Source organism: Synechococcus sp. CS-1329, from assembly GCF_025128055.1.
In the GTDB taxonomy this organism is placed as follows: Bacteria; Cyanobacteriota; Cyanobacteriia; order PCC-6307; family Cyanobiaceae; genus Regnicoccus_A.
Genome location: NZ_JAHLYS010000014.1, coordinates 34841 through 53732, shown reverse-complemented (window position 1 = coordinate 53732; position 18892 = coordinate 34841). Strand labels below are relative to the sequence as shown.

The following is an 18892-nucleotide window of genomic DNA, read 5'->3' as shown; positions in this document are numbered from 1 at the left end:
CTGCGCCCTCCGCCAACTCAGGGCATCGTACGAAGTGCCGGCAGGGGCTGAAGGGCCCCCTCGCTGAGGCGCCAGGCCTGGCCCACCACGCTGCGGAACACCTCCGGCTCATGGGTGACCACCAGCAGCGCCCGCTGGCGGCCCAGCTGGGCGATCAGCTGCAGCACCTCATGGCGCACCGACCAATCCAGACCGGCGGTGGGTTCATCCAGCAGCAGCACCTTGGGGTCCCGCAGCAGCTGCACCGCCAGGGCCAGGCGCCGCTGCTGGCCGCCGCTGAGCCGCTCCGGCGCCTGCTGCAGCGACACCCCCTGCAGGCCCACCTGAGCCAGCACCGCCTGCAGCCGCTCGCTCTCCAGCCGGCGCTGACCCAGCTTCAGCTCCTGGCCCACGCTCAGGCCAAGGAAATGGCGTTCGGGGAACTGGAACACCAGGCCGCTCAGCCAGCGCCGCTCCCGGCCCGTCACCGGCTGGCCCTGCCAGAGGATCGTGCCGGCGCAGGGGTCGGCCAGGCCGCTGATCAGCTCCAGCAGGGTGCTCTTGCCGCTGCCGCTGCGGCCCGCCACCAGCACCGGCTCGCCCACAGGCAGCGTCAGGCTGAGGTCACAGATCACCGGCTCAGGGGTGGTGGCCGGGTGATAACGGACCGATCGGAGCTCCAGCATGGGCAACCACGGACCGCACCAGCTTGCAGCAGCCGCCACCGAGTTTGATGGGGGTCACCAGTCGATGCTGGAAGGAGCAACGCCCATGGACATTCGCTTCCGCGAGGTGGATCCGTTCAACTGCTGGATCTGGCTGCGCTTCCCCGACCACCCCGGTCAGGGGGAGCGGGGCTACGTCGACACCGTCTTCGACAGCTGGTTCTTCCTCGGCAAGCTGGGGGGCTTCAACGCCGAAAGCCTGCAGGTGCATGAGGAGGGCATCGACCTCAGCGCCATGCACTACGACATCGAGACCGCCGAGGCGACCCTCCCCGCCCTGATGCACAGCATGGGCGAGCCGGAATACCGCGATGCCTGGTGCCGCTGCTGGGTTGACCTGGGCACCAGCGATGGGGTGGCCCTCGATGTGCTGATCAATGCCCTGCGTCAGCTCAACAACGACGTGGTGGAGATCGAGGAGGTGCTGATCGGCGGCGTCAATGACGACTGGCCGGTGGAGGAGGCGCCCGAGGCCCTCTTCCCCCACGGCGCCAACTGAGGCCGGTGGTGCGCGAGCTGCGCCGCCTGCTGATCGCCCCCGAGCGCCTGGCGGACGGGACCAGCCTGGCCCTGGCCGCCGAGGAGAGCCGCTACCTCAGCCGTGTGCTGCGCTACGGCCCCGGAGATCGCTTCGCCGTCGTCGACGGGCAGGGGCGTCTCTGGAGCGCGCAGCTGCTCGATGGAGCCCAGGCCCGCCTGGAGCAACCGCTGGATCAGCCCCTGCAGCTCCAGCCAGCCGCCAGCCCCTGGCTGGAGCTGGCCGTGGCCATCCCCCGCCTCGACTTCGACGTGGTGGTGCGCATGGCCTGCGAGCTGGGGGTGGACCGGCTTCAGCCCCTGGTGGCCGAGCACGGCGCGCTGCGTGGCAGCTGGAAGGCAGCCCGCTGGCAGACGATCCTGCGCGAGGCCTGCGAGCAGTGCGAACGCCTCTGGTTGCCCCAGCTGCTGCAGCCGCTGACAGCGGTCAGCTATCTCGCCGAAGCCCGCTCCGGCCTGCCTCTGCTGGCCAGCACCCGGGAGCGGCAGCTGCCGGCGCTGAGCGCCGCCTTGGCGCAGGTGCCAGCGGCTGACCTGGCCGGAGCGAGCCCTGGAGTGGCCCTGGCGATCGGCGCGGAGGGGGGCTGGAGTCCAGCGGAAGCAGCCGCCGCGCAGTCGGCCGGCTGGCAGGGCGTCAGCCTCGGCCCCCACATCCTGCGCACCTCCACAGCGGCCGTGGCCGGGCTGGCCACGCTGGCGCAGTGGCGGGAGGCGCTCAGCGGCCGAGCATGCCGCTGGCCATCTGCTTGAACATGCCCAGGTTGGCGCCGGCCCGGCGGCGGGCCCGGGGCAGCGCACCGGAGGGGATCAGCCGCTCGGGCGAGAAGGTGACCACACTCGGGGCCGGGCGATTCTCCTGGTCGCGGCGCAGTTCGGCGGCAATCGCCTCGGCGGTGGTGAGCGCCGGTACGGCCGGGGCTGCAGCGGCGCCGGCGGCGGCGGCGGGAGCCGCTGCAGCAGGCTCAGCCTTGGCCTTGGCCCCCTTGTCCTTGGCAGGCGCTGCCGCCACGGGAGCCACCGTTGCTGGCTTGGCGTCCGCGTCCTTGTCGAGGTTGAGGAAGAACCCCTTGGGCTTGAAAATCATGACGCCGGCCAGCCAGGACGTGTGGGCTGATTATCCGCCGCGACGGCTCCATCCCCACCGGCCCGTTGGGGAGTGCAACAGAGACCTGGGGCGCCGCCGCAGACGGTGAGGCCGCAGACGGTGGGACCGCAGGCGGTGGGACCCCGGGCGCCGGGGAAACTGGTGAGCGCCACCCCCTGAGCCGTGCTGATCACCCTGCCCCTTGCCCCGCCACCTGCGGCCCAGTGGCTGCTGGCCTTTCTGATCAACGCCGTGCTGATCGCCCTGGCCCAGCGCCTGCCGCTGCTCACCAGGGCCGGCTGGGTGCACGCCGGCATCCTCGGCACCCTGCTCTGGGGCTGCCTGGGCTGGCGTGGCTGGCTGGCGGTGGTGATCTACCTGGCCCTGGGTTCGGCCGTGACCCGGCTCGGGATCCGGCGCAAGCGGGAACAGGGGCTGGCGGAGGGTCGCGGCGGCCGGCGTGGACCCGAAAACGTCTGGGGTTCGGCCGCCACCGGCGCCGTGCTGGCCGCGCTCACCACCCTGCCCGGCGCCCCCGTTCCCCTGCTGATGCTGGGCTTCGCGGCCAGCTTCGCCGCCAAGCTGGCCGACACCTGCGGCAGCGAGATCGGCAAACGCTGGGGGCGCACCACCGTGCTGATCACCAGCCTGCGGCCGGTGCCCCCCGGCAGCGAGGGGGCCATCAGCCTGGAGGGCACCGCCGCCAGCCTCGGCGGCAGTGCCGTGATGGCCGCGGCTCTGCTGGCCCTCGGTCTGCTGCCTTCCGCCGCCGCGGCCCTGCTGGTGACGGCGGTGGGGCTGGTGGCCACCCTGATCGAGAGCCTGATCGGCGCCACCCTGCAGGGGCGTCTGGTCTGGCTCAGCAATGAACTGGTGAACGGCCTGCAGACCTTGATCGCCGCGCTGCTGGCGATGGGGCTGGCCCCGTTGCTGAAGCTCTGAGCGCCGACACCGCCACGGGCCGCCGCACCGGCCAGACCGGCGGGGCCTGGCGATCCAGCAACAGCTGCTGGACCTCCTCGCGCAGCAGCAGCACCAGCGCCTCGAAGCGCCGCTGGGTGGCCCGGGCCGGCAGTCCCTGACCCGCCGCCAGCCGCCGCCAGGAGGCACCCTTCAGCACCCGCTCCAGCATCAGCTGACGCAGGCTTGGATCCAGCCGCTTCAGCCGGTGCCTCAGCCAGCGCTGGTTCTCGCCTTCGCAGCACAGCGACTCCTCCTGGTGATCGGCGCCGCAGAGATCAGGCCGCTCCCGCGCCGGCAGGCGCTCCAGCAGCGTGCCGCCCCGCTCCTCACCGGTGCCGCTGGGGGCATCGAGGCTGCGCAGCCGCAGGGCCTGGTGCAGCTCCAGCGCCTCACGCCAGCGCTGGGTCGTGCAGCCGAGGGCCAGAGCCAGCTCCTCCTCCCCCAGCGCCGGCAGCTGGCGGTGCTGGCGCTGCTGCTGCAGGGCCTGGCCGCGGCGGTGCAGCTCCCGCAGCTGACGGGAGCAGCGCAGGGGCTGCTCGTGATCGCGCAGGTGATGCTGCATCGCCCCACGGATGTAGGGCACCGCGAAGCTGCTCAAGCTGGTGGGGCGGGCTGGGTCAAAGGCCTCGATCGCACGGATCAGCCCCAGACAACCCAGCTGGACCAGATCGTCGAGCGGCAGCCTCGTGCTCGCACCCTGGCGGGCAGCCACCTGCCGCACCAGGGGCAGATTCAGCTCCACCAGGCGGTTGCGCAGGCGGTGGTCGCCACTGCTGTGAAAACGCTGCAGCAGCTCGGCGTTACGGCTGTGGAGGTCCTGGTCCTGGGGGGTCTGGGGGCGTGCATCGGTCATGGCGGGGACAGCGGTGGGTCCGTGTTTCCACCCTCCGCCCGCTGAACCGGTGGCGCCTCACCCCAACCGGTGAATCCACCTCCCCCAGATGGGTGATGGTGGTCCGCCTGGGGGGCCGTCAGGGGCGCACGCCGCCCCCTCAGTGGGCCGGCGTGCGCGCCACTCTCGACTCCAGGCCCGCCCAGGCCAGCAGGGCAGGCCACTGGCGCACCTGCTCGTAGATCCGGCCATGGCCGTCGGCATTGAGGTGCAGGCCATCGGCGCTGAGCAGCCGGCTCCAGTGGGGATCCTCCAGCAGGGGGTGCAGCAGTGGCAGGAAGGGCACGTCGGCCTCCAGGCAGGCCTCCTCCAGCAGACGCTCGTAGCGGTGCACGCTGGCCTGCTGGTACCAGAGGCAGCCGGCGAAGGGCATCACCGCCTCATCCACCGGCGTCAGCCCCACCACCAGCACCGGCGCCAGCTGCACCGCCTCGCGCAGCAGCTGCTGCCAGCCGAACAGAAACGCTTCCGGCTCCAGCTGATGGCGGCCGTCGGGCCGTCCGACCCGGGCGGTGTCGTTGAGGCCCACGCTGAGCACGATCCCCTGCGGCGCCTGACGGCGCAGCTCACCTCGGCAGCCCACCTCCCGATGCAGGCGCGCCGCCAGCCGCTCCAGGCCATCGCCGCGCACGCCGAGGTTGTAGAGCACGGGTCCATCGGGCAGACCCATCCAGTGGCGCCGCAGCCGCTCACACCAGCCGCCACCATCGGGATCACCCCAGCCGTACACCCCGCTGTCCCCCAGCACGATCAGCTTGCGCGGTGTCGCGGTCACGGCCATGGGCTCGGGCGTCAGGCGTCAGGCCGCCAGCAGGCGCCGGCGGAGGCGGTCGCTGAGATCTTCTCCCATCAGGGTCAGCACCACATAGACCGCCACCAGGGCGATCAGCTGGTCGATGGCGAAGGAACTGAGGGCCTCCAGCAGCAAGCTGCCCAGCCCGGCGGCACCCACCAGACCCACCACCACCGTCTCGCGCAGGATCACATCGGCGCGGTAGGCGCCGTAGGCCAGATAGGAGCGGGCCAGGGCACTGAAACGGCCGTAGAACAGCGCCAGCCGTGGACCGGCACCGGCGGCGGTCAGGGCCTCCTCCGCCTGCAGCGGGGCCGATTCCTCCGCCTCCAGCAGCAGGCGGCCCAGCACGCCCAGGTTGTGAAAGGCCAGGGCCAGGGCGGCCGTGAGCACCCCGGGCTGCAGCACGAACAGCAGCAGCAGGGCGGTGAGCGGCGGCGGCCAGAGGCGCCCCAGGGCCCAGACGGCCTGCAGCAGCAGCCGGCCCCAGGGCCAGGGGGCCATCAACAGCAGCAGCAGCGGGGCAGTGCCCACCGCCAGGGCCGCCGCCAGCAGCGTCAGTCCCAGGGTGGTGCCGATCAGCGAGGGCCAGGGCAGGGCCGCCACCGCCGGCCAGTCGGCCGTCCAGGGGGGCAGGGACTGGAACGTGCCCAGCTGCAACGGGTTGACCCCCAGGGCCACCGCCACCAGCAGCAGCAGGGGCAGCAGCAGCAGCGCTCCCAGGAGCACCTCGCGGCCACCGCGGCCCACGGAGCGGCTGCTGAGGCCGAAGCGGGCCGGCATCGCCCAACGCTGGCGCAGGACCCGCAGCAGGGCCTCCAGCGCCAGCATCACCAGCAGCAGCATCCACAGCCCGCTCCAGAGCTCACGGAACTGCAGTGACTGAAGCGTGAGTCGCAGGTCGGTGCCCAGGCCGCCAAGGCCGAACACCCCCAGCAAGGTGGCGCTGCGCAGGGCGCACTCCAGCCGGTAGCCGCCGTAGCTGATCACCCCTGGCTGCAGCGCTGGCCCCAGGGCGGTGAGCAGGGCCGGCCCCGCCGGGGCACCCGCCAGGCGCAGGGCCTCCAGGCCCGAGGTGGGCAGGGCGTCGAGCAGATCGCTCACCACCCGCGCCACCAGAGCGGCGTAAGGAATCGTGATCGCCAGCACCGCCACCGCCGGCTGCAGGCCCAGCCACTGCAGCAGCAGCAGGCCCCAGAGCAGCTCATGCAGCGCCCGCGGCACCGCCAGCAGACGCCGGATGAGCTCCGCCGGCAGGGCGCTGCCGCAGGCCGTGCGCCACACGGTGCGCGAGCTGAGCACTCCCCCCAGCAGGCCCAGTACCAGGCTGAAGGCCCAGCCCAGCAGGGCGATCCCCACCGTGACCCCCAGGCCGGAGAAGGCCGAGCCCAGCACCAGCGGATCCAGCGACGGGCTAAAGGCCGCCGCGGCGAACTGACCGATCAGACCCCAGCCGCCGCCGTGGCTGAGGCCTGGAAGCACCCACAGCACCGGCAGCCAGGCCAGGGCCGGCAGCAACGGCAGCAGCGGCGGGGCCAGGCGCAGCGCCCTCCAGCTCCAAGCGGCGGAAGCCGTCATGGTTCCGAGCGATAGAGGGACGCCAGCTGGGGGCCCGCCAGCGCCGAGGGTGCCGCATCCAGCACCACCCGGCCCTGGCGCAGGGCCACCACCCGATCAAAGCCATCGAGCAGGTCGGGGCGGTGCAGGCTGAGCAGCAGGGCCCGGCGGCCGCTGGCCTGCTCCAGCAGCAGGGCCAGCAGCTCCCGCGCCAGGCGTGGATCCAGGTGGGCCAGGGGTTCATCCGCCAGCAGCAGCAGCGGCTCCTGGCGCAGCAGGCGGGCCAGGGCCAGCCGCTGGCGCTGGCCGCCGGAGAGGGCGGTCACCGGTTGCTCCAGCAGGCCAGCGCTGAGGTCGACCCGAGCGAGAGCGGCCGTGTTGGCGGCGGTCTCCAGCGGCAGCACCAGGTTGAGCAGGGCCCGCGGCCAGCCCCAGCGGGCCAGCCGCGCTGCATTCAGGTTCTGCTGCACGGTCAGCTCCTCAATCAGGCGCAGGTCCTGCCAGAGGGTGCCGATCAGGGCCTGCTGCCGCCGGCGCCGGCTCCTGGAGCGCGCCGGGGCGACGCCGTTCCAGAACACCTGACCGGCTTCAGGGTTGAGCAGGCCATTGGCCACCGCCAGCAGGGTGCTCTTGCCCGCTCCGCTGGGGCCCACCAGGGCCACCCGCTCCCCCGGCCTCAGCTGCAGCGACACATCATCCAGCCGCGCTGCGGTACGGCCCGGCACGCGGATGCCACGCAGCTCCAGCAGAGGGCAGTCAGGGGAGCTAATCAAGGCAGGAGGTTCAGACTGAAGGCGGACAGGGACCATTCCATCCCCCCAGCATCCTGGGGCTCAGGGCAGCAGCGCCCGGAGGGCCGCTTCGAGACCCACGCGCTCGGCCGGATCACCCACCAGGCGGAGCTCGCCGCTGCGGGGCCACCAGTTCAGGCGAATGTTGGTGTCCTCGGCATCGAGCACATACATCTCGAAGGCTCCCTGGTGCACCCAGTGGCCAGGTTGGCCCAGCTGGGCGACGAGGGCCTGAAGCTCCTCCAGACTGCCGTTGAACTGCATGCAACCGCTCGGACCTGGCCTCAGGCTAAGGGGCCCCAGCGGCGAGGCTCAGCGGATCTTGCCGATCTCGCGGCCCACCTTTTCGATCGGGTCGTACAGACGCGGAGGTGCAGAAATGAATCGTTTTGCACCGAAGAGGTCGAGGATCTGGGCTTGCTTTGGATTGCTGGCGCTCAGATTCAGGAAGGTGGATTGAAGCCTGGTGGTGAAACCCTTGCCGAAGCGCTGGTCGAGATTCGGCTGCGCGAGTCAGTGGTAGTTGGCGTAACCGGGAGTGCGCCAGATCACGATCACCTTCTTCGGGTCAGTCCTGCCAGAGCTGAGGCTGCTCTTCCACACCTCCTCGTTCACCACCCCAGCCTGATAAGCGCCGCTCTGCACGAGGGCGATCGTGGCGTCGTGGCTGCTGCTGAAGCCCGGGGCGCCGCCGGCGAAATCACTCAGCCGCACGCCGGCCTGGCCGAGGAAGTACTGGGGCATCAGCCGACCGGAGGTGGAGCTCTCCGAGCCGAAGGTGAAGCGCTTGCCCACGAGCGCAGTCAGCCCCTTCTGGTTGGCGATGGGCTTGATTCCACTGGCCGTGTTGGCGATGAAGAAGCTCTGGAAGGAGGCGTCGATGTCGCGCTGGGCGATCACCCTGGCGCCGGGCTTCTGCAGCCGGGCCTGAACACCGGTGAGGGCTCCGAACCAGACCAGATCCAGATCGCCGCGGCGAAAGGCACTCACGGTTGCGGTGTAATCAGTCACCGGCACGTACTTCACCGGCACACCGAGGCTGCGGCTCAGTTCGTTCGCCAGCAGGGGGTAGAGGCGGTTGAGGGTTTCGGGCTTCTGATCTGGAATGGCGCTGATCCGCAGCAGCTTCTGCTGGGCCTGGGCGCCGGCGAGCTGGGGTGCGGCCTGCTGCAGCTGGGGCGGCAGAGCCGCTGGCGTGAGGGCCAGGGCCAGGCCGGCAAGCAGAGCCAGGCGAAAACCGGCGCGGGGAAGGCGTGGGCGGAGGAGGGGCAAGGAGAGCATGGGAGTGCTTCGAGTTACAGGGATGCGAGGAAGTGGCCGAGTCGGTCCAGTCCGTCACGCAGGGTGGCGGGGGACGCGGCACAGGAGAGGCGTACGCAGCGGTCGTCACCGAAGGCGATTCCCGGCACCAGCGCCAGACCCACGTCCGTGAGCAGGCGGTTGCAGAACGTCATCGAATCAAGCCCGTGGGCGCTCACATCCGGGAAGACATAAAAAGCCCCCTGCGGTGGCTGCAGGGTCAGCCCCGGCAGGGCCACGAGACCCTGATGGAGCAGGGAACGCCGCTCACTGAACTGGCGCGCCATCTCCACGACGCAGTCGCGTGGGCCACTCACCGCCGCCAGGGCACCGAACTGGGCGAAGGAGCAGACGTTGCTGGTGCTCTGACTCTGCAGGGCGATCGCGGCACTCACCACGGCGGTGGGGCCGGCCAGAAAGCCCAGCCGCCAGCCGGTCATGGCCCAGCCCTTGGCGAAACCGTTGACGATGAAGACCCGATCGCTCAGATCGGGCGCCACCGCCGCGAGGCTGTGGTGCTCATGGCCCGGGGCCAGCAGGAATTCATAGATCTCGTCGCAGACCACGGCCACCTGGGGATGGCGGCGCAGCACCACGGCGATGGCCTCCAGCTCCCGGCGGCTGAGCACCATCCCGGTGGGATTGGAGGGGCTGTTCAGCACCAGCAGGCGGCTGGCCGGGGTGATCGCCGCCTCCAGCTGTTCGGGATCGAGGCGGAAGCCCTGCTCGGCGTCGCTGGGCAGCAGCCGCACCGTGGCCCCGGCCAGCCGCACCATCTCCGGGTAGCTGAGCCAGTAGGGAGAGGGCAGCAACACCTCGTCGCCGGGGCCCAGCAGCACCTGAAAGAGGTTGAACAGAGCCTGCTTGCCGCCATTGGTGACCAGCACCTGCTCGGCCTTGGTGGGAACCCCGTTCTCATCGCTGAGCTTGGCGGCGATCGCCTCACGCAGGGCCGGCTCACCGGCGGCCGGGCCGTAGCGGGTGGCACCAGCTTCGAGGGCGTCGCTGGCCGCCTGGCGGATGAAGGCGGGAGTGTCGAAATCGGGTTCGCCCGCGCTCAGGCTGCAGATGTCCTGCCCCCCGGCGCGCAACTGCTTGGCGCGGGCCGCAATGGCCAGGGTGAGCGAAGGCTGCAGGGCTTCGGCCCGGGCCGAGAGCTTCAACGGGCGGGGCATCGGCGGGGGCGCGGCCGACGGCCGCAGCGCGAAGCGGCCACAAAGGGCCGCGGCGCTCCGAAAAAGAAGCGCCAGGGAGAGCTTGCATCCTGCCTGACGCCCTTCCTGGGAAAGGTTCGAGCGGGCACCGTCACGCTCGGCACCTGGACAGGTGACCCCCGCTGCCGCCAACTTGGGGGCTCAGGCCCAGGGGGGAGCGTGGATGGAGGGTGATTCGGGCAGGGCCCTGCAGCAGCTCGCCCAGGGCTGCGCCGAGTGCCGCCGCTGCTCCCTGGCGGAAGGGCGCCAGCAGGTGGTGGTGAGCCGGGGTGATCCCCGCGCCGCCCTGATGGTGATCGGCGAGGGCCCCGGCGCCCAGGAGGACGCCAGCGGCTCCCCCTTCGTGGGCCGGGCGGGGCAGCTGCTGGATCGGATGCTCGAGAGCGTCGGCATCGACAGCAACCGCGACGCCTACATCTGCAACGTGGTGAAGTGCCGCCCGCCTGAGAACCGCAAACCCAGCCCCCAGGAGATGGCCGCCTGCCTGCCCTGGCTGCAGCAGCAGGTGGAGCTGGTGCAACCGCAGGTGCTGCTGCTGGCCGGCGGCACCGCCGTGGAAGGGGTGCTGGGGATCAAGGGCGGCATCACCCGCCTGCGCGGCCAGTGGCAGCGGTGGCAGGGCCGCTGGTGCCTGCCGATCTTTCACCCCTCCTATCTGCTGCGCAATCCCTCACGGGAACCGGAAAGCCCCAAGTGGCACACCTGGCAGGACCTCAAGGCGGTCAGGGATCGCCTTGAGCAGCTCAGGGCCGCCCCGGAGCCCAGCGCGGATTCGTCAGGCGCCCCCTGATCTGTGGCAGGGTTGGACCACTTCCCGGCCCCCTGGTGATGACCGGCACCCTCGCCCGCCCCGACACCAGCCGTCCGGGCCTCCCCGCCGACTGGGCCAGCAACCCCCGCTACGACACCCTGATCCGCCGCCGCAAGACCCGCAGCGTGCGGGTGGGCGACATCTGGGTGGGCAGCGAGCACCCGGTGGTGGTGCAGTCGATGATCAACGAGGACACCCTCGACATCGCCGGCGCCACGGCCGGCATCCGCCGCCTGCATGAGGCCGGCTGCGAGATCGTGCGGCTCACCGTGCCCTCCCTGGCCCATGCCAAGGCGGTGAAGGAGATCCGCCAGCGCCTCGAAGACACCTACCAGCCGGTGCCCTTGGTGGCCGATGTGCACCACAACGGCATGAAGATCGCCCTGGAGGTGGCCCAGCACGTCGACAAGGTGCGCATCAACCCGGGCCTCTACGTGTTCGACAAGCCCGATCCCAACCGCACCGAATTCACCCCCGAGGAGGTGGCGGCGATCGGCGAGCGCATCCAGGCCACGCTCGAACCGCTGGTGAGCCTGCTCAAGGAGCAGGACAAGGGTCTGCGCATCGGCGTGAACCACGGCTCGCTGGCCGAGCGGATGCTGTTCACCTACGGCGACACGCCGCTGGGCATGGTGGAGAGCGCCATGGAGTTCATCCACATCTGCGATCGCCTCGACTTCCACAACATCGTGGTGTCGATGAAGGCGTCGCGGGCGCCGGTGATGCTGGCCGCCTACCGGATGATGGCCGACCGCATGGACGCAGGCGGCTTCCACTACCCCCTGCACCTGGGCGTCACCGAAGCGGGCGATGGCGACTACGGCCGCATCAAGAGCACCGCCGGCATCGCCACCCTGCTGGCCGAGGGCCTCGGCGACACGATCCGGGTGTCGCTCACCGAGGCGCCGGAGAAGGAGATCCCTGTTTGCTACTCGATCCTGCAGGCCCTGGGCCTGAGGAAAACGATGGTGGAGTACGTGGCCTGCCCCAGCTGCGGCCGCACCCTGTTCAACCTCGAGGAGGTGCTGCACGTGGTGCGCAACGCCACCTCCCACCTCACCGGCCTCGACATCGCCGTGATGGGCTGCATCGTCAATGGCCCCGGCGAGATGGCCGACGCCGACTACGGCTACGTGGGCAAGATCCCCGGCACCATCTCCCTCTACCGCGGCCGCGAGGAGATCCGCCGGGTGCCGGAGGCCGAGGGGGTGGAGGCGCTGATCGCCCTGATCAAGGAGGACGGCCGCTGGGTGGATCCCTGAGCGGTCACATCCTGACTTGCCTGTGACTGTCCCCGATCCCTCGCCCAGCCCTGTCAAGCGGGCTAGCTTGAGGCCACAGTCAAACTCCAGGGAATCAGCCAATGGGCAGGGGTCGCACCGGCATCGCCGTTCTCGCCGGATTGGGTGCCTGCGCCACCGCCGTGATCGTCGGCACCGACTGGGTGGGCTCCCCGAGCGCCGCCTCGCTGATCACCGACAGTCCCAAGGAGGTGATGGACCAGGCCTGGCAGATCGTTTTCCGCGACTACCTCGACACCACCGGCAAGTACACCCCCGAGCAGTGGCGCAAGCTGCGCCGTGACCTACTGGCCAAGAGCTACGGCAGCACCAAGGAAAGCTATGAGGCGATCCGGGGCATGCTCGGCACCCTCGACGATCCCTACACCCGCTTCATGGATCCGCGGGAGTTCAAGGAGATGCAGATCGACACCTCCGGGGAGCTCTCCGGGGTGGGCATCCAGCTGAGCCTCGACAAGGACACCAAGGAACTGGTGGTGGTCTCACCGATCGATGGCTCGCCGGCCTCTGAGGCGGGCGTCCAGCCCAAGGACGTGATCGTCTCGATCGACGGCAAGAGCACCAAGGGCATGACCACCGAGGATGCCGTCAAGCTGATCCGCGGTCAGGCGGGCACCAAGGTCACTCTGGAGCTGCGGCGCCGCAGCCAGGTGGTGTCCGTGCCGCTCACCCGCGCCCGCATCGAGTTGCATGCGGTGGAGCACCAGATCAACACCGGCCCCGACGGCGTCAAGGTGGGCTACATCCGCCTGAAGCAGTTCAACGCCAACGCCGCCAAGGACATGCGCGCCGCCCTGCGTGACCTGGAGCAGAAGGGCGTGCAGGGCTACGTGCTCGACCTGCGCAGCAACCCCGGTGGCCTGCTGATGGCCAGTGTGGAGATCGCCCGCCAGTTGCTGGATGAGGGCATCATCGTCTCCACCCGCACCCGCGACGGCATTCAGGACGTGCGCCGCGCCAACGGCCGCGCCCTGACAAAATCACCGATCGTGGTGCTGGTCAACGAAGGCTCCGCCAGCGCCAGCGAGATCCTCTCCGGCGCCCTGCAGGACAACAAGCGCGCCGTGCTGGTGGGTCAGAAAACCTTCGGCAAGGGCTTGGTGCAGTCGGTGCGGGGGCTCTCAGATGGCTCCGGCATGACCGTGACCATCGCCAAGTACCTCACCCCCAGCGGCCGCGACATTCACAAGCACGGCATCGCCCCTGATGTGTCCGTGAAGCTGAGCGAAGCCGAAGCTTCCAAACTCAGGCTGGAAGACCTGGGCACCTCCAAAGACGTGCAATACCGCGCCGCCGAATCCACCCTGATGAAAAAGCTGCGCCAAGCCAGTGCTTCCCGCACCACCTACAACCCCAGCAGCGCCAACCTGCCGTCAGCTCTGGGGGCTCCGGCAGCGGTCACCCCCTAGGCCTCAGGCCTCTCTGAGCCTCAGGCCACCGGCTGCATCAGGCCGCCGCCGGGGTTGGAGTCGTCGTCGTCGTTGTTGTTCTCCTGGTCGTTCTGGAACAGGGCGAAGACGCCGAGGGCCAGAACGCTGATCACAGCCGAAACAAGCGCATAGCCGCTCTGCAGCTCAGCCGTGATGCCAACCGATCCGCCCACCAATTCACCCATGACCACGTTTCATTTCGTAGCACTGTAACGAACTTTTGCGCAGATGAGACAGGAGGCAACCTGTAGCTTTCCTGAAACCGCCCAGGGAGCCGTGCCACCACGCTTCACACCGCCAGCACCGCCGCGTTCTTCGCGGCCGCCTGCTCGCTGCGCTGGGCGTCGGTGAGGCCATCGGCTCCGGGGATCTGCTCGGCCATCGCCAGCAGCCACTCCTTGAGCATCTCGAGCTGGCGGTCGGCCGCCAGCACATTCAGACCACGGGCCAGCACCTTGGCGGCGCTGCCGCCGCCGCCCTGATACACCAGTCGGCCATGCAGATGCTGGGGCAGACCCTGGCGCAGCAGGCGGAAGGCAGGCTCCTCCATCGGGGTTTCCAGCACGATGTTGGGCTTCTCCAGGCGGATGCGCGAGAAGCCGCAGCGACGCGCCAGCAGCTTCAGCTCCATCAACTGCAGCAGGCTCGCCACCGGTGAGGGCAGGGAGCCGTAGCGGTCCGCCCAGTCGGCGGCCAGCTGCACCAGCTCCTCGCGGGCGCGGCAATCGGCGGCGGCGCGGTAGGCGGCGATCTTCTCGTCGCTCTCGGGAATCCAGTCGGCGGGGATGAAGGCGGTGATCGGCAGATCGATCTGGGTTTCCTCCACCACCGGGATGTCCTGGCCCTGGATCTCCGCCAGCGATTCCTGCAGCATCTCCATGTAGAGATCGAAACCGATCACTTCCATCTGGCCGCTCTGCTCCACCCCCAGCAGATTGCCCACCCCACGGATCTCCATGTCGCGCATGGCCAGCTGGTAGCCACTGCCCAGCTGGGCGAATTCCTGAATCGCCCGCAAGCGCTGCCGCGCCGCCTCACTCAAGGAGGCATCACCGGGATAGAAGAGCCAGGCATGGGCCTGCACACCGCTGCGTCCCACCCGGCCGCGCAATTGATAGAGCTGGGCCAGACCGAAGCGGTGGGCGTCTTCCACCAGAATCGTGTTCACCCGCGGGATATCCAGGCCGCTCTCGATGATCGTGGTGCAGAGCATCACGTCGGCTTCACCGGCGTTGAAGGCCACCATGGCGCTCTCCAGCTCCCCCTCACCCATCTGGCCGTGGGCCACCAGCAACTTCAGGCCCGGCAGCATCTCGCGCAACTGGCCCGCCACCTCCTCGATCCCCTCCACCCGCGGCACCACGTAAAACACCTGACCGCCGCGGTCGAGCTCCTGGCGGATGGCGCTGCGCACCGCCTCTTCATCCAGGGCCGCCAGGTGGGTCTTGATCGGCCGGCGCAGGGGCGGTGGGGTGGTGATCAGGCTCATCTCCCGCACCCCCGAGAGGCTCATGTAGAGCGTGCGTGGAATCGGCGTGGCCGAGAGGGTGAGCACATCCACGTCCCTGCGCAGCGCCTTGATCTTCTCCTTCTGGTTCACACCGAAGCGCTGCTCCTCATCCACCACCAGCAGACCGAGCTTCTCGAAGTGGGTGCCCTTGCTCAGCAGCTGATGGGTGCCCACCACCACATCCACCGTTCCATCCTTGAGGCCCTCAAGGATCGTCTTGCGCTCGCTGGTGGTGCGGAAGCGGTTGAGCAGGGCCACCTTGAGCGGATAGGGGGCGAAGCGTTCGCTCAGGGTGCGCCAGTGCTGCTGGGCCAGCACCGTGGTGGGGGCCAGCAGGGCGCATTGCTTGCCGGCGGTCACCGCCTTGAACACCGCCCGGATCGCCACTTCGGTCTTGCCGAAGCCCACATCGCCACACACCAGCCGGTCCATCGGCTCGGGCTTCTCCATGTCGCGCTTCACCTCAGTGATTGCCCTCAGCTGATCGGGCGTGGGCTCGTAGGGGAAGGAGTCCTCCAGCTCCCCCTGCCAGGGGCCATCGGGCGGGAAGGGGAAGCCGGCCGCCTGCTGACGCTCCGCGTAGAGCTTCACCAGGTCCAGCGCCACCTTGCGCACCGCCTTGCGGGCGCGCTCCTTGGCCCGGGTCCAGGCCACACCGCCCATGCGGTTCAGCTCCGGCGGGCTGTCGCTGCTGGCACGGAAGCGCCCCAGGCTGCCCAGCTGATCGGCCGCCACCCGCAGCAGCCCATCGGCGTACTGCACCACCAGGTAATCACGCGATTCAGCGCTGATCGCCAGCTTCTCCAGCCGCAGGAAGCGGCCGATGCCATGGTTGCGGTGCACCACGAAGTCGCCGGGGCGCATCTTGCCCGGGTCCACCGTGCGGCTGGCCGCCTTGCGGCGCCGGCGCACGTAGCCCGAGGCGGCCAGGCTGTGCTGGCCGAAGAACTCCCGATCGGTGAGCAGCACCAGCCGCCAGGCCGGCAGCTGCAGACCCTCCAGCTCGGCGGTGCCGCGCAGCTTCAGGGCCACCGGCGTGGCCTGCTCGATCAGGCGCTCGATCGCCGGAAAATCGTGGGGATTGGGCACGAAGCGGCTGGGGCAGTCGTGCTCCTCCAGCAGCGCCACCGCCCGGCTGGGCTGGGCCGACACCAGCCAGACCCGGGCCTTCTCCTGCTGGTACCCCTTCACCAGCGCCGCAAGACGGCCGAAGGCGTTGGGGTGAGCCGGCACCGGACGGCTGGAGAGATCGAAGGCGTTGGGGTGCCGATCGCTCTCGTGCAGCTCGGCCAGATCGAAGCCGGCGAAGTGATCGGAGTCCGCCAGGGCCGCCGCCACCGGCCGGTGCAGCGACGGCGGCAGGCAGTCCGCCGGCAGCGCAGCGCTCAGCTCAGCGTGGTGGTCGCTGGCGTGGTCGAACCACTGCTGGCCATGGGCCAGGCCCTGGCGCCGCTCATCCACCGCGATCAGCGTGGCCTCGGGCAGGTAGTCGAGCAGGGAGGCGGGCTGCCTCCAGGCCAGGCCCATCAGCCGGCGCATTCCCTCGGGCGTGCCCCCCTCCAGCAGCTGCTCAAGGGCCTCGGGAGCCAGCAGCTCGCTGAGGGCCTCCGGCATCGACTCGCGCAGGGCATCGGCGATCAGTGGGGCATAGCCCGTGGGGGTGAGGCGCACCGCCTCGATCGCATCGAGGGAGCGCTGGCTGGCGGGATCGAACTCCCTGAGCTTCTCCAGGTCTTCCCCGAAGAACTCCAGCCGCACCGGCAGCTCGGCGCTCACCGGATACACATCCACGATGTCGCCGCGGCGGCTCCAGCTGCCCTCCTGCTCGATCGTCGGCACCCGCTCGTAGCCCAGGCGGGTGAGGGTGTCGGCCAGCTCCTCGAGGTCAACGCTGCTGCCCTTGCGCAGACTGAGGCAACGGCCGGCCAGGGCCTCGGGCGGCGGCAGGTGGGGCTGCAGGGCCCTCTCGGTGGCCACGATCGCTCCCGACCAGGAGCGGCCCGTGCCATCGATCAGCTCGCTGAGCACCTGCAGCTGGCCCCAGGTGATCTCACTGGTGGGATCAAAGGGTTCATAGGGGGAGCCCTCGCTGGTGGGATAGAGCTGGGCCGTGGGCCAGCCCATCAGCTCCAGCAGGGCCGTCCAGCGACCGGCCTCCTCCAGGGTGGGCACGATCACCACCAGCGGCCGGCCACCGCGACGGGCCAGGGCACTGGCGATCAGCGCCCGCGCCGCCCGGCCCGCTCCACTGAGCCGCAGGCGCTCGGGCCGCCCACTGCGCTCCAGCACCTCTCCGGTGAGGGGCACCTGCTCGAGCTGGCGCACCAGGGCGGTGAGGGGCATCGGAGAGCAGGCGGGCGCGGGGCTCGATCTTCGCAAGCGGCGGCAGCGGCCGCGGCCCGCCGCCAGGATTCCCCCCAGGCGCTCAGACCGCTCCGCCATGGCCATCCACTCCGCCCCCGCTGCATGCGCCTGATCCCGTCATGAGCAAAACCCCTGTGCTGGTGGGGATGGCCCTCAGCGGCGCCGGCGCCCTGGCCGCCCTGGCGCTGCTCTCCCCCCAGGCGCGGCGCAGCGACACCCTTGTCGCCCTGCAGGACCTCAGCGTGCAGTTGCAGGAGGTGGTGCTCGCCGGCCGTCCGGAGCCACCCCGGCCCGGCGATCGGCTGCTCACCAGCGCTGATCTACCGGAGCTGCTGGCCCAGCTGAGAACGGCTGACCGCAGCTGGCTGCCCCGGGCTGAGTCCCTCGGCAACGGCCGCATCCGCTACATCTACAAGCGGCGCCTGGGGGATCCGCCGTTGAGCATCACCCAGATCGAGGCGCTGCGCCGCAACCCCCCCAGCCACCAGCTGGAGCATGACGCCATCGCCAGCCTGCTGAGCGGGCTCGGGCGCTCAGGGGTGCAGGTGGTGATCGGCCCGCCCCGCAAGGTCCGGGCCGCCGGCGAATGGGACCCAGCAGCCCGCACCCTGCGCATCCGCCCCGATGTGATCGAGAAGGGAAGCGTGGAGTTCGCCCGAGTGCTCAACCACGAAGCGATCCACGTGGCCCAGAGCTGCCGCCATGGCGGACCGGGGGCGCGGCCCAAGCTGCTGGGCCTCTCGATCGTTCTAGATCCGATCAACCAGCGCCAGCTGCAGGATCCCGTCTATGCCAAGGCCAGCCCCACCGAGATCCGCCTGGAGCAGGAGGCCTACGCCCACCACCACCGGCTCAGCCTGGGGCCGGCCCTGCTGGCGCAGGAATGCCGGACTCCGCTTTGGGCGCAGGAGAAGTCTCCAGCTGCTGGGCCAGCAGTTCGTTGAAGCGCAGGAGTTCATGGTCGCTGAGCTGCTGGCGGCTGGCCAGGCTGAACTCGCGCTCCAGCAGGGAGCGCCCCTCGGCCGCTCCCCAGCCCAGGCGCGCCAGCAGGCCATCTGAGCGGAGCAGGAGGTCGGAGCGGAGCAGGGGCAGGGCAGCCTGGGCTGGATCCACCCCAGGCTGCAGGCGGCGCAGGGCGGCGAGGTAGGTGAGCAGGTCGGCGTAGCGAATCAGGCGGCTGCGGCTGGGGTGGCCAAAGGCCCGCTGCAGATAGATCGACTCCTGCTCCCGCTCCCAGCCCAGCTGATTCAGCAACCGCTCCAGCTCCGCCAGCTCCTCGCTCCAGTCATCGGGATCGGCCAGCGGTTCGGCTTCAGGGACGGCAGCAGCTGGCCGGGCGGGGGCCGCACCGGCACTGGGCTCCAGTTCCAGCAGGGCCGGTGGTGGAGCTGGTCTTGCTGCTGCTGCTGTTGGTCTTGGTGCTGCTGCTCTTGCCGGTGACTCTGGTGATGCCTCTGCTGGTGCCTCTGCCGGCTCCTGCAGCCGCCGCAACAAGCGCTGCAGGGCCCGGTCTTCGGCGATCTCGGCGCTCGCCGCCTCCCCGAGGGCGCTGCCCAGGCAGCGGCCGTCGTCCCAGGCACTCACCTCCACCACCCGCTGGCCGGAGTCCACATGGGCCAGTCGCGCCTGAAGCTGCATCACA

18 protein-coding genes and 1 pseudogene are annotated in these 18892 nt (G+C 70.2%); 7 read left to right on the top strand and 12 right to left on the bottom strand.

The window, feature by feature from the left end:
• Positions 1–17: 17 nt before the first annotated feature.
• The gene (locus KQ304_RS02305; RefSeq protein WP_259735503.1) at positions 18–665 is read right to left on the bottom strand and encodes an ABC transporter ATP-binding protein; all 648 of its coding nucleotides are present in this window, start codon (positions 663–665) and stop codon (positions 18–20) included.
• Positions 666–750: 85 nt separating this feature from the next.
• On the opposite strand from KQ304_RS02305, the gene KQ304_RS02300 reads away from it, so the two are divergent.
• Both KQ304_RS02300 and KQ304_RS02295 read left to right on the top strand, forming a co-directional pair.
• Entirely contained in the window at positions 751–1203 is a 453-nt protein-coding gene (locus KQ304_RS02300) for a DUF3531 family protein (RefSeq protein ID WP_259735517.1), read from the top strand.
• 8 nt (positions 1204–1211) lie between these two features.
• Complete coding sequence (locus tag KQ304_RS02295) at positions 1212–1991, top strand: 16S rRNA (uracil(1498)-N(3))-methyltransferase (RefSeq protein ID WP_259735502.1); 780 nt, start codon at positions 1212–1214, stop codon at positions 1989–1991.
• Here KQ304_RS02295 and KQ304_RS02290 read toward each other — a convergent pair.
• Positions 1957–2325 carry a hypothetical protein gene (locus KQ304_RS02290; protein ID WP_259735501.1) on the bottom strand — a complete coding sequence of 123 codons (369 nt, stop codon included), beginning with the start codon at positions 2323–2325 and terminating at the stop codon, positions 1957–1959. The genes KQ304_RS02295 and KQ304_RS02290 overlap by 35 nt on opposite strands.
• Positions 2326–2508: 183 nt before the next feature.
• On the opposite strand from KQ304_RS02290, the gene KQ304_RS02285 reads away from it, so the two are divergent.
• On the top strand, positions 2509–3267 hold the full coding sequence (locus tag KQ304_RS02285; RefSeq protein WP_259735500.1) for a DUF92 domain-containing protein: 759 nt from the start codon (positions 2509–2511) through the stop codon (positions 3265–3267).
• Here KQ304_RS02285 and KQ304_RS02280 read toward each other — a convergent pair.
• The 7 genes and pseudogenes from KQ304_RS02280 to KQ304_RS02250 form a co-directional block, all read right to left on the bottom strand.
• On the bottom strand, positions 3185–4141 hold the full coding sequence (locus tag KQ304_RS02280) for a sigma-70 family RNA polymerase sigma factor (RefSeq protein WP_259735499.1): 957 nt from the start codon (positions 4139–4141) through the stop codon (positions 3185–3187). The two genes, KQ304_RS02285 and KQ304_RS02280, sit on opposite strands and share 83 nt — an antisense overlap.
• Positions 4142–4280: 139 nt before the next feature.
• The gene (locus KQ304_RS02275) at positions 4281–4961 is read right to left on the bottom strand and encodes a GDSL-type esterase/lipase family protein (protein ID WP_259735498.1); all 681 of its coding nucleotides are present in this window, start codon (positions 4959–4961) and stop codon (positions 4281–4283) included.
• Between the two features lie 18 nt (positions 4962–4979).
• Positions 4980–6551, bottom strand: a complete 1572-nt coding sequence (locus KQ304_RS02270; protein WP_259735497.1) for an ABC transporter permease — start codon at positions 6549–6551, stop codon at positions 4980–4982.
• Positions 6548–7303: an ATP-binding cassette domain-containing protein gene (locus KQ304_RS02265; protein WP_259735496.1), complete on the bottom strand. Its 756-nt coding sequence runs from the start codon at positions 7301–7303 to the stop codon at positions 6548–6550. The genes KQ304_RS02270 and KQ304_RS02265 overlap by 4 nt, the downstream gene beginning before the upstream one ends.
• A 60-nt stretch (positions 7304–7363) precedes the next feature.
• Entirely contained in the window at positions 7364–7585 is a 222-nt protein-coding gene (locus KQ304_RS02260; protein WP_259735495.1) for a hypothetical protein, read from the bottom strand.
• A gap of 48 nt (positions 7586–7633) precedes the next feature.
• Positions 7634–8602: pseudogene (locus tag KQ304_RS02255) on the bottom strand (putative selenate ABC transporter substrate-binding protein).
• Between the two features lie 14 nt (positions 8603–8616).
• Complete coding sequence (locus KQ304_RS02250; protein ID WP_259735494.1) at positions 8617–9795, bottom strand: pyridoxal phosphate-dependent aminotransferase; 1179 nt, start codon at positions 9793–9795, stop codon at positions 8617–8619.
• Positions 9796–9997: 202 nt separating this feature from the next.
• Between KQ304_RS02250 and KQ304_RS02245 the strand changes: the two genes are divergently transcribed.
• The 3 genes from KQ304_RS02245 to KQ304_RS02235 all read left to right on the top strand — a co-directional run bounded on the left by KQ304_RS02245 (position 9998) and on the right by KQ304_RS02235 (position 13355).
• A complete protein-coding gene (locus tag KQ304_RS02245) occupies positions 9998–10624 on the top strand; it encodes a uracil-DNA glycosylase family protein (protein ID WP_259735516.1) in 627 nt (208 codons plus the stop codon).
• A 38-nt stretch (positions 10625–10662) separates the two neighbouring features.
• Positions 10663–11907, top strand: coding sequence for a (E)-4-hydroxy-3-methylbut-2-enyl-diphosphate synthase (gene ispG, locus KQ304_RS02240; RefSeq protein WP_259735493.1), 1245 nt, complete (start codon positions 10663–10665; stop codon positions 11905–11907).
• Positions 11908–12008: 101 nt separating this feature from the next.
• Positions 12009–13355: a S41 family peptidase gene (locus KQ304_RS02235; RefSeq protein WP_259735492.1), complete on the top strand. Its 1347-nt coding sequence runs from the start codon at positions 12009–12011 to the stop codon at positions 13353–13355.
• A gap of 20 nt (positions 13356–13375) precedes the next feature.
• Here the strand turns inward: KQ304_RS02235 and KQ304_RS02230 are convergent, their stop codons facing one another.
• Positions 13376–13561: a hypothetical protein gene (locus KQ304_RS02230; RefSeq protein WP_259735491.1), complete on the bottom strand. Its 186-nt coding sequence runs from the start codon at positions 13559–13561 to the stop codon at positions 13376–13378.
• Between the two features lie 104 nt (positions 13562–13665).
• A complete protein-coding gene (gene mfd / locus KQ304_RS02225) occupies positions 13666–17229 on the bottom strand; it encodes a transcription-repair coupling factor (RefSeq protein WP_259735490.1) in 3564 nt (1187 codons plus the stop codon).
• A 140-nt stretch (positions 17230–17369) separates the two neighbouring features.
• Here mfd and KQ304_RS02220 point away from each other — a divergent pair, with 140 nt between their 5' ends.
• Entirely contained in the window at positions 17370–18194 is an 825-nt protein-coding gene (locus KQ304_RS02220; RefSeq protein WP_259735489.1) for a hypothetical protein, read from the top strand.
• Here KQ304_RS02220 and KQ304_RS02215 read toward each other — a convergent pair.
• Positions 18103–18888: a hypothetical protein gene (locus KQ304_RS02215; protein WP_259735488.1), complete on the bottom strand. Its 786-nt coding sequence runs from the start codon at positions 18886–18888 to the stop codon at positions 18103–18105. The genes KQ304_RS02220 and KQ304_RS02215 overlap by 92 nt on opposite strands.
• Between the last annotated feature and the right edge of the window lie 4 nt (positions 18889–18892).

Excerpts from the sequence above, each read along its gene's own strand:
- KQ304_RS02245 (WP_259735516.1), top strand. The coding sequence starts at position 9,998 with ATGGAGGGTGATTCGGGCAGGGCCCTGCAGCAGCTCGCCCAGGGCTGC.
- mfd (WP_259735490.1), bottom strand. The coding sequence starts at position 17,229 with ATGCCCCTCACCGCCCTGGTGCGCCAGCTCGAGCAGGTGCCCCTCACC.
- ispG (WP_259735493.1), top strand. The coding sequence starts at position 10,663 with ATGACCGGCACCCTCGCCCGCCCCGACACCAGCCGTCCGGGCCTCCCC.
- KQ304_RS02250 (WP_259735494.1), bottom strand. The coding sequence starts at position 9,795 with ATGCCCCGCCCGTTGAAGCTCTCGGCCCGGGCCGAAGCCCTGCAGCCT.
- KQ304_RS02290 (WP_259735501.1), bottom strand. The coding sequence starts at position 2,325 with ATGATTTTCAAGCCCAAGGGGTTCTTCCTCAACCTCGACAAGGACGCG.
- KQ304_RS02215 (WP_259735488.1), bottom strand. The coding sequence starts at position 18,888 with ATGCAGCTTCAGGCGCGACTGGCCCATGTGGACTCCGGCCAGCGGGTG.
- KQ304_RS02220 (WP_259735489.1), top strand. The coding sequence starts at position 17,370 with ATGAGCAAAACCCCTGTGCTGGTGGGGATGGCCCTCAGCGGCGCCGGC.
- KQ304_RS02230 (WP_259735491.1), bottom strand. The coding sequence starts at position 13,561 with ATGGGTGAATTGGTGGGCGGATCGGTTGGCATCACGGCTGAGCTGCAG.
- KQ304_RS02305 (WP_259735503.1), bottom strand. The coding sequence starts at position 665 with ATGCTGGAGCTCCGATCGGTCCGTTATCACCCGGCCACCACCCCTGAG.
- KQ304_RS02260 (WP_259735495.1), bottom strand. The coding sequence starts at position 7,585 with ATGCAGTTCAACGGCAGTCTGGAGGAGCTTCAGGCCCTCGTCGCCCAG.
- KQ304_RS02235 (WP_259735492.1), top strand. The coding sequence starts at position 12,009 with ATGGGCAGGGGTCGCACCGGCATCGCCGTTCTCGCCGGATTGGGTGCC.
- KQ304_RS02275 (WP_259735498.1), bottom strand. The coding sequence starts at position 4,961 with ATGGCCGTGACCGCGACACCGCGCAAGCTGATCGTGCTGGGGGACAGC.
- KQ304_RS02280 (WP_259735499.1), bottom strand. The coding sequence starts at position 4,141 with ATGACCGATGCACGCCCCCAGACCCCCCAGGACCAGGACCTCCACAGC.
- KQ304_RS02270 (WP_259735497.1), bottom strand. The coding sequence starts at position 6,551 with ATGACGGCTTCCGCCGCTTGGAGCTGGAGGGCGCTGCGCCTGGCCCCG.
- KQ304_RS02300 (WP_259735517.1), top strand. The coding sequence starts at position 751 with ATGGACATTCGCTTCCGCGAGGTGGATCCGTTCAACTGCTGGATCTGG.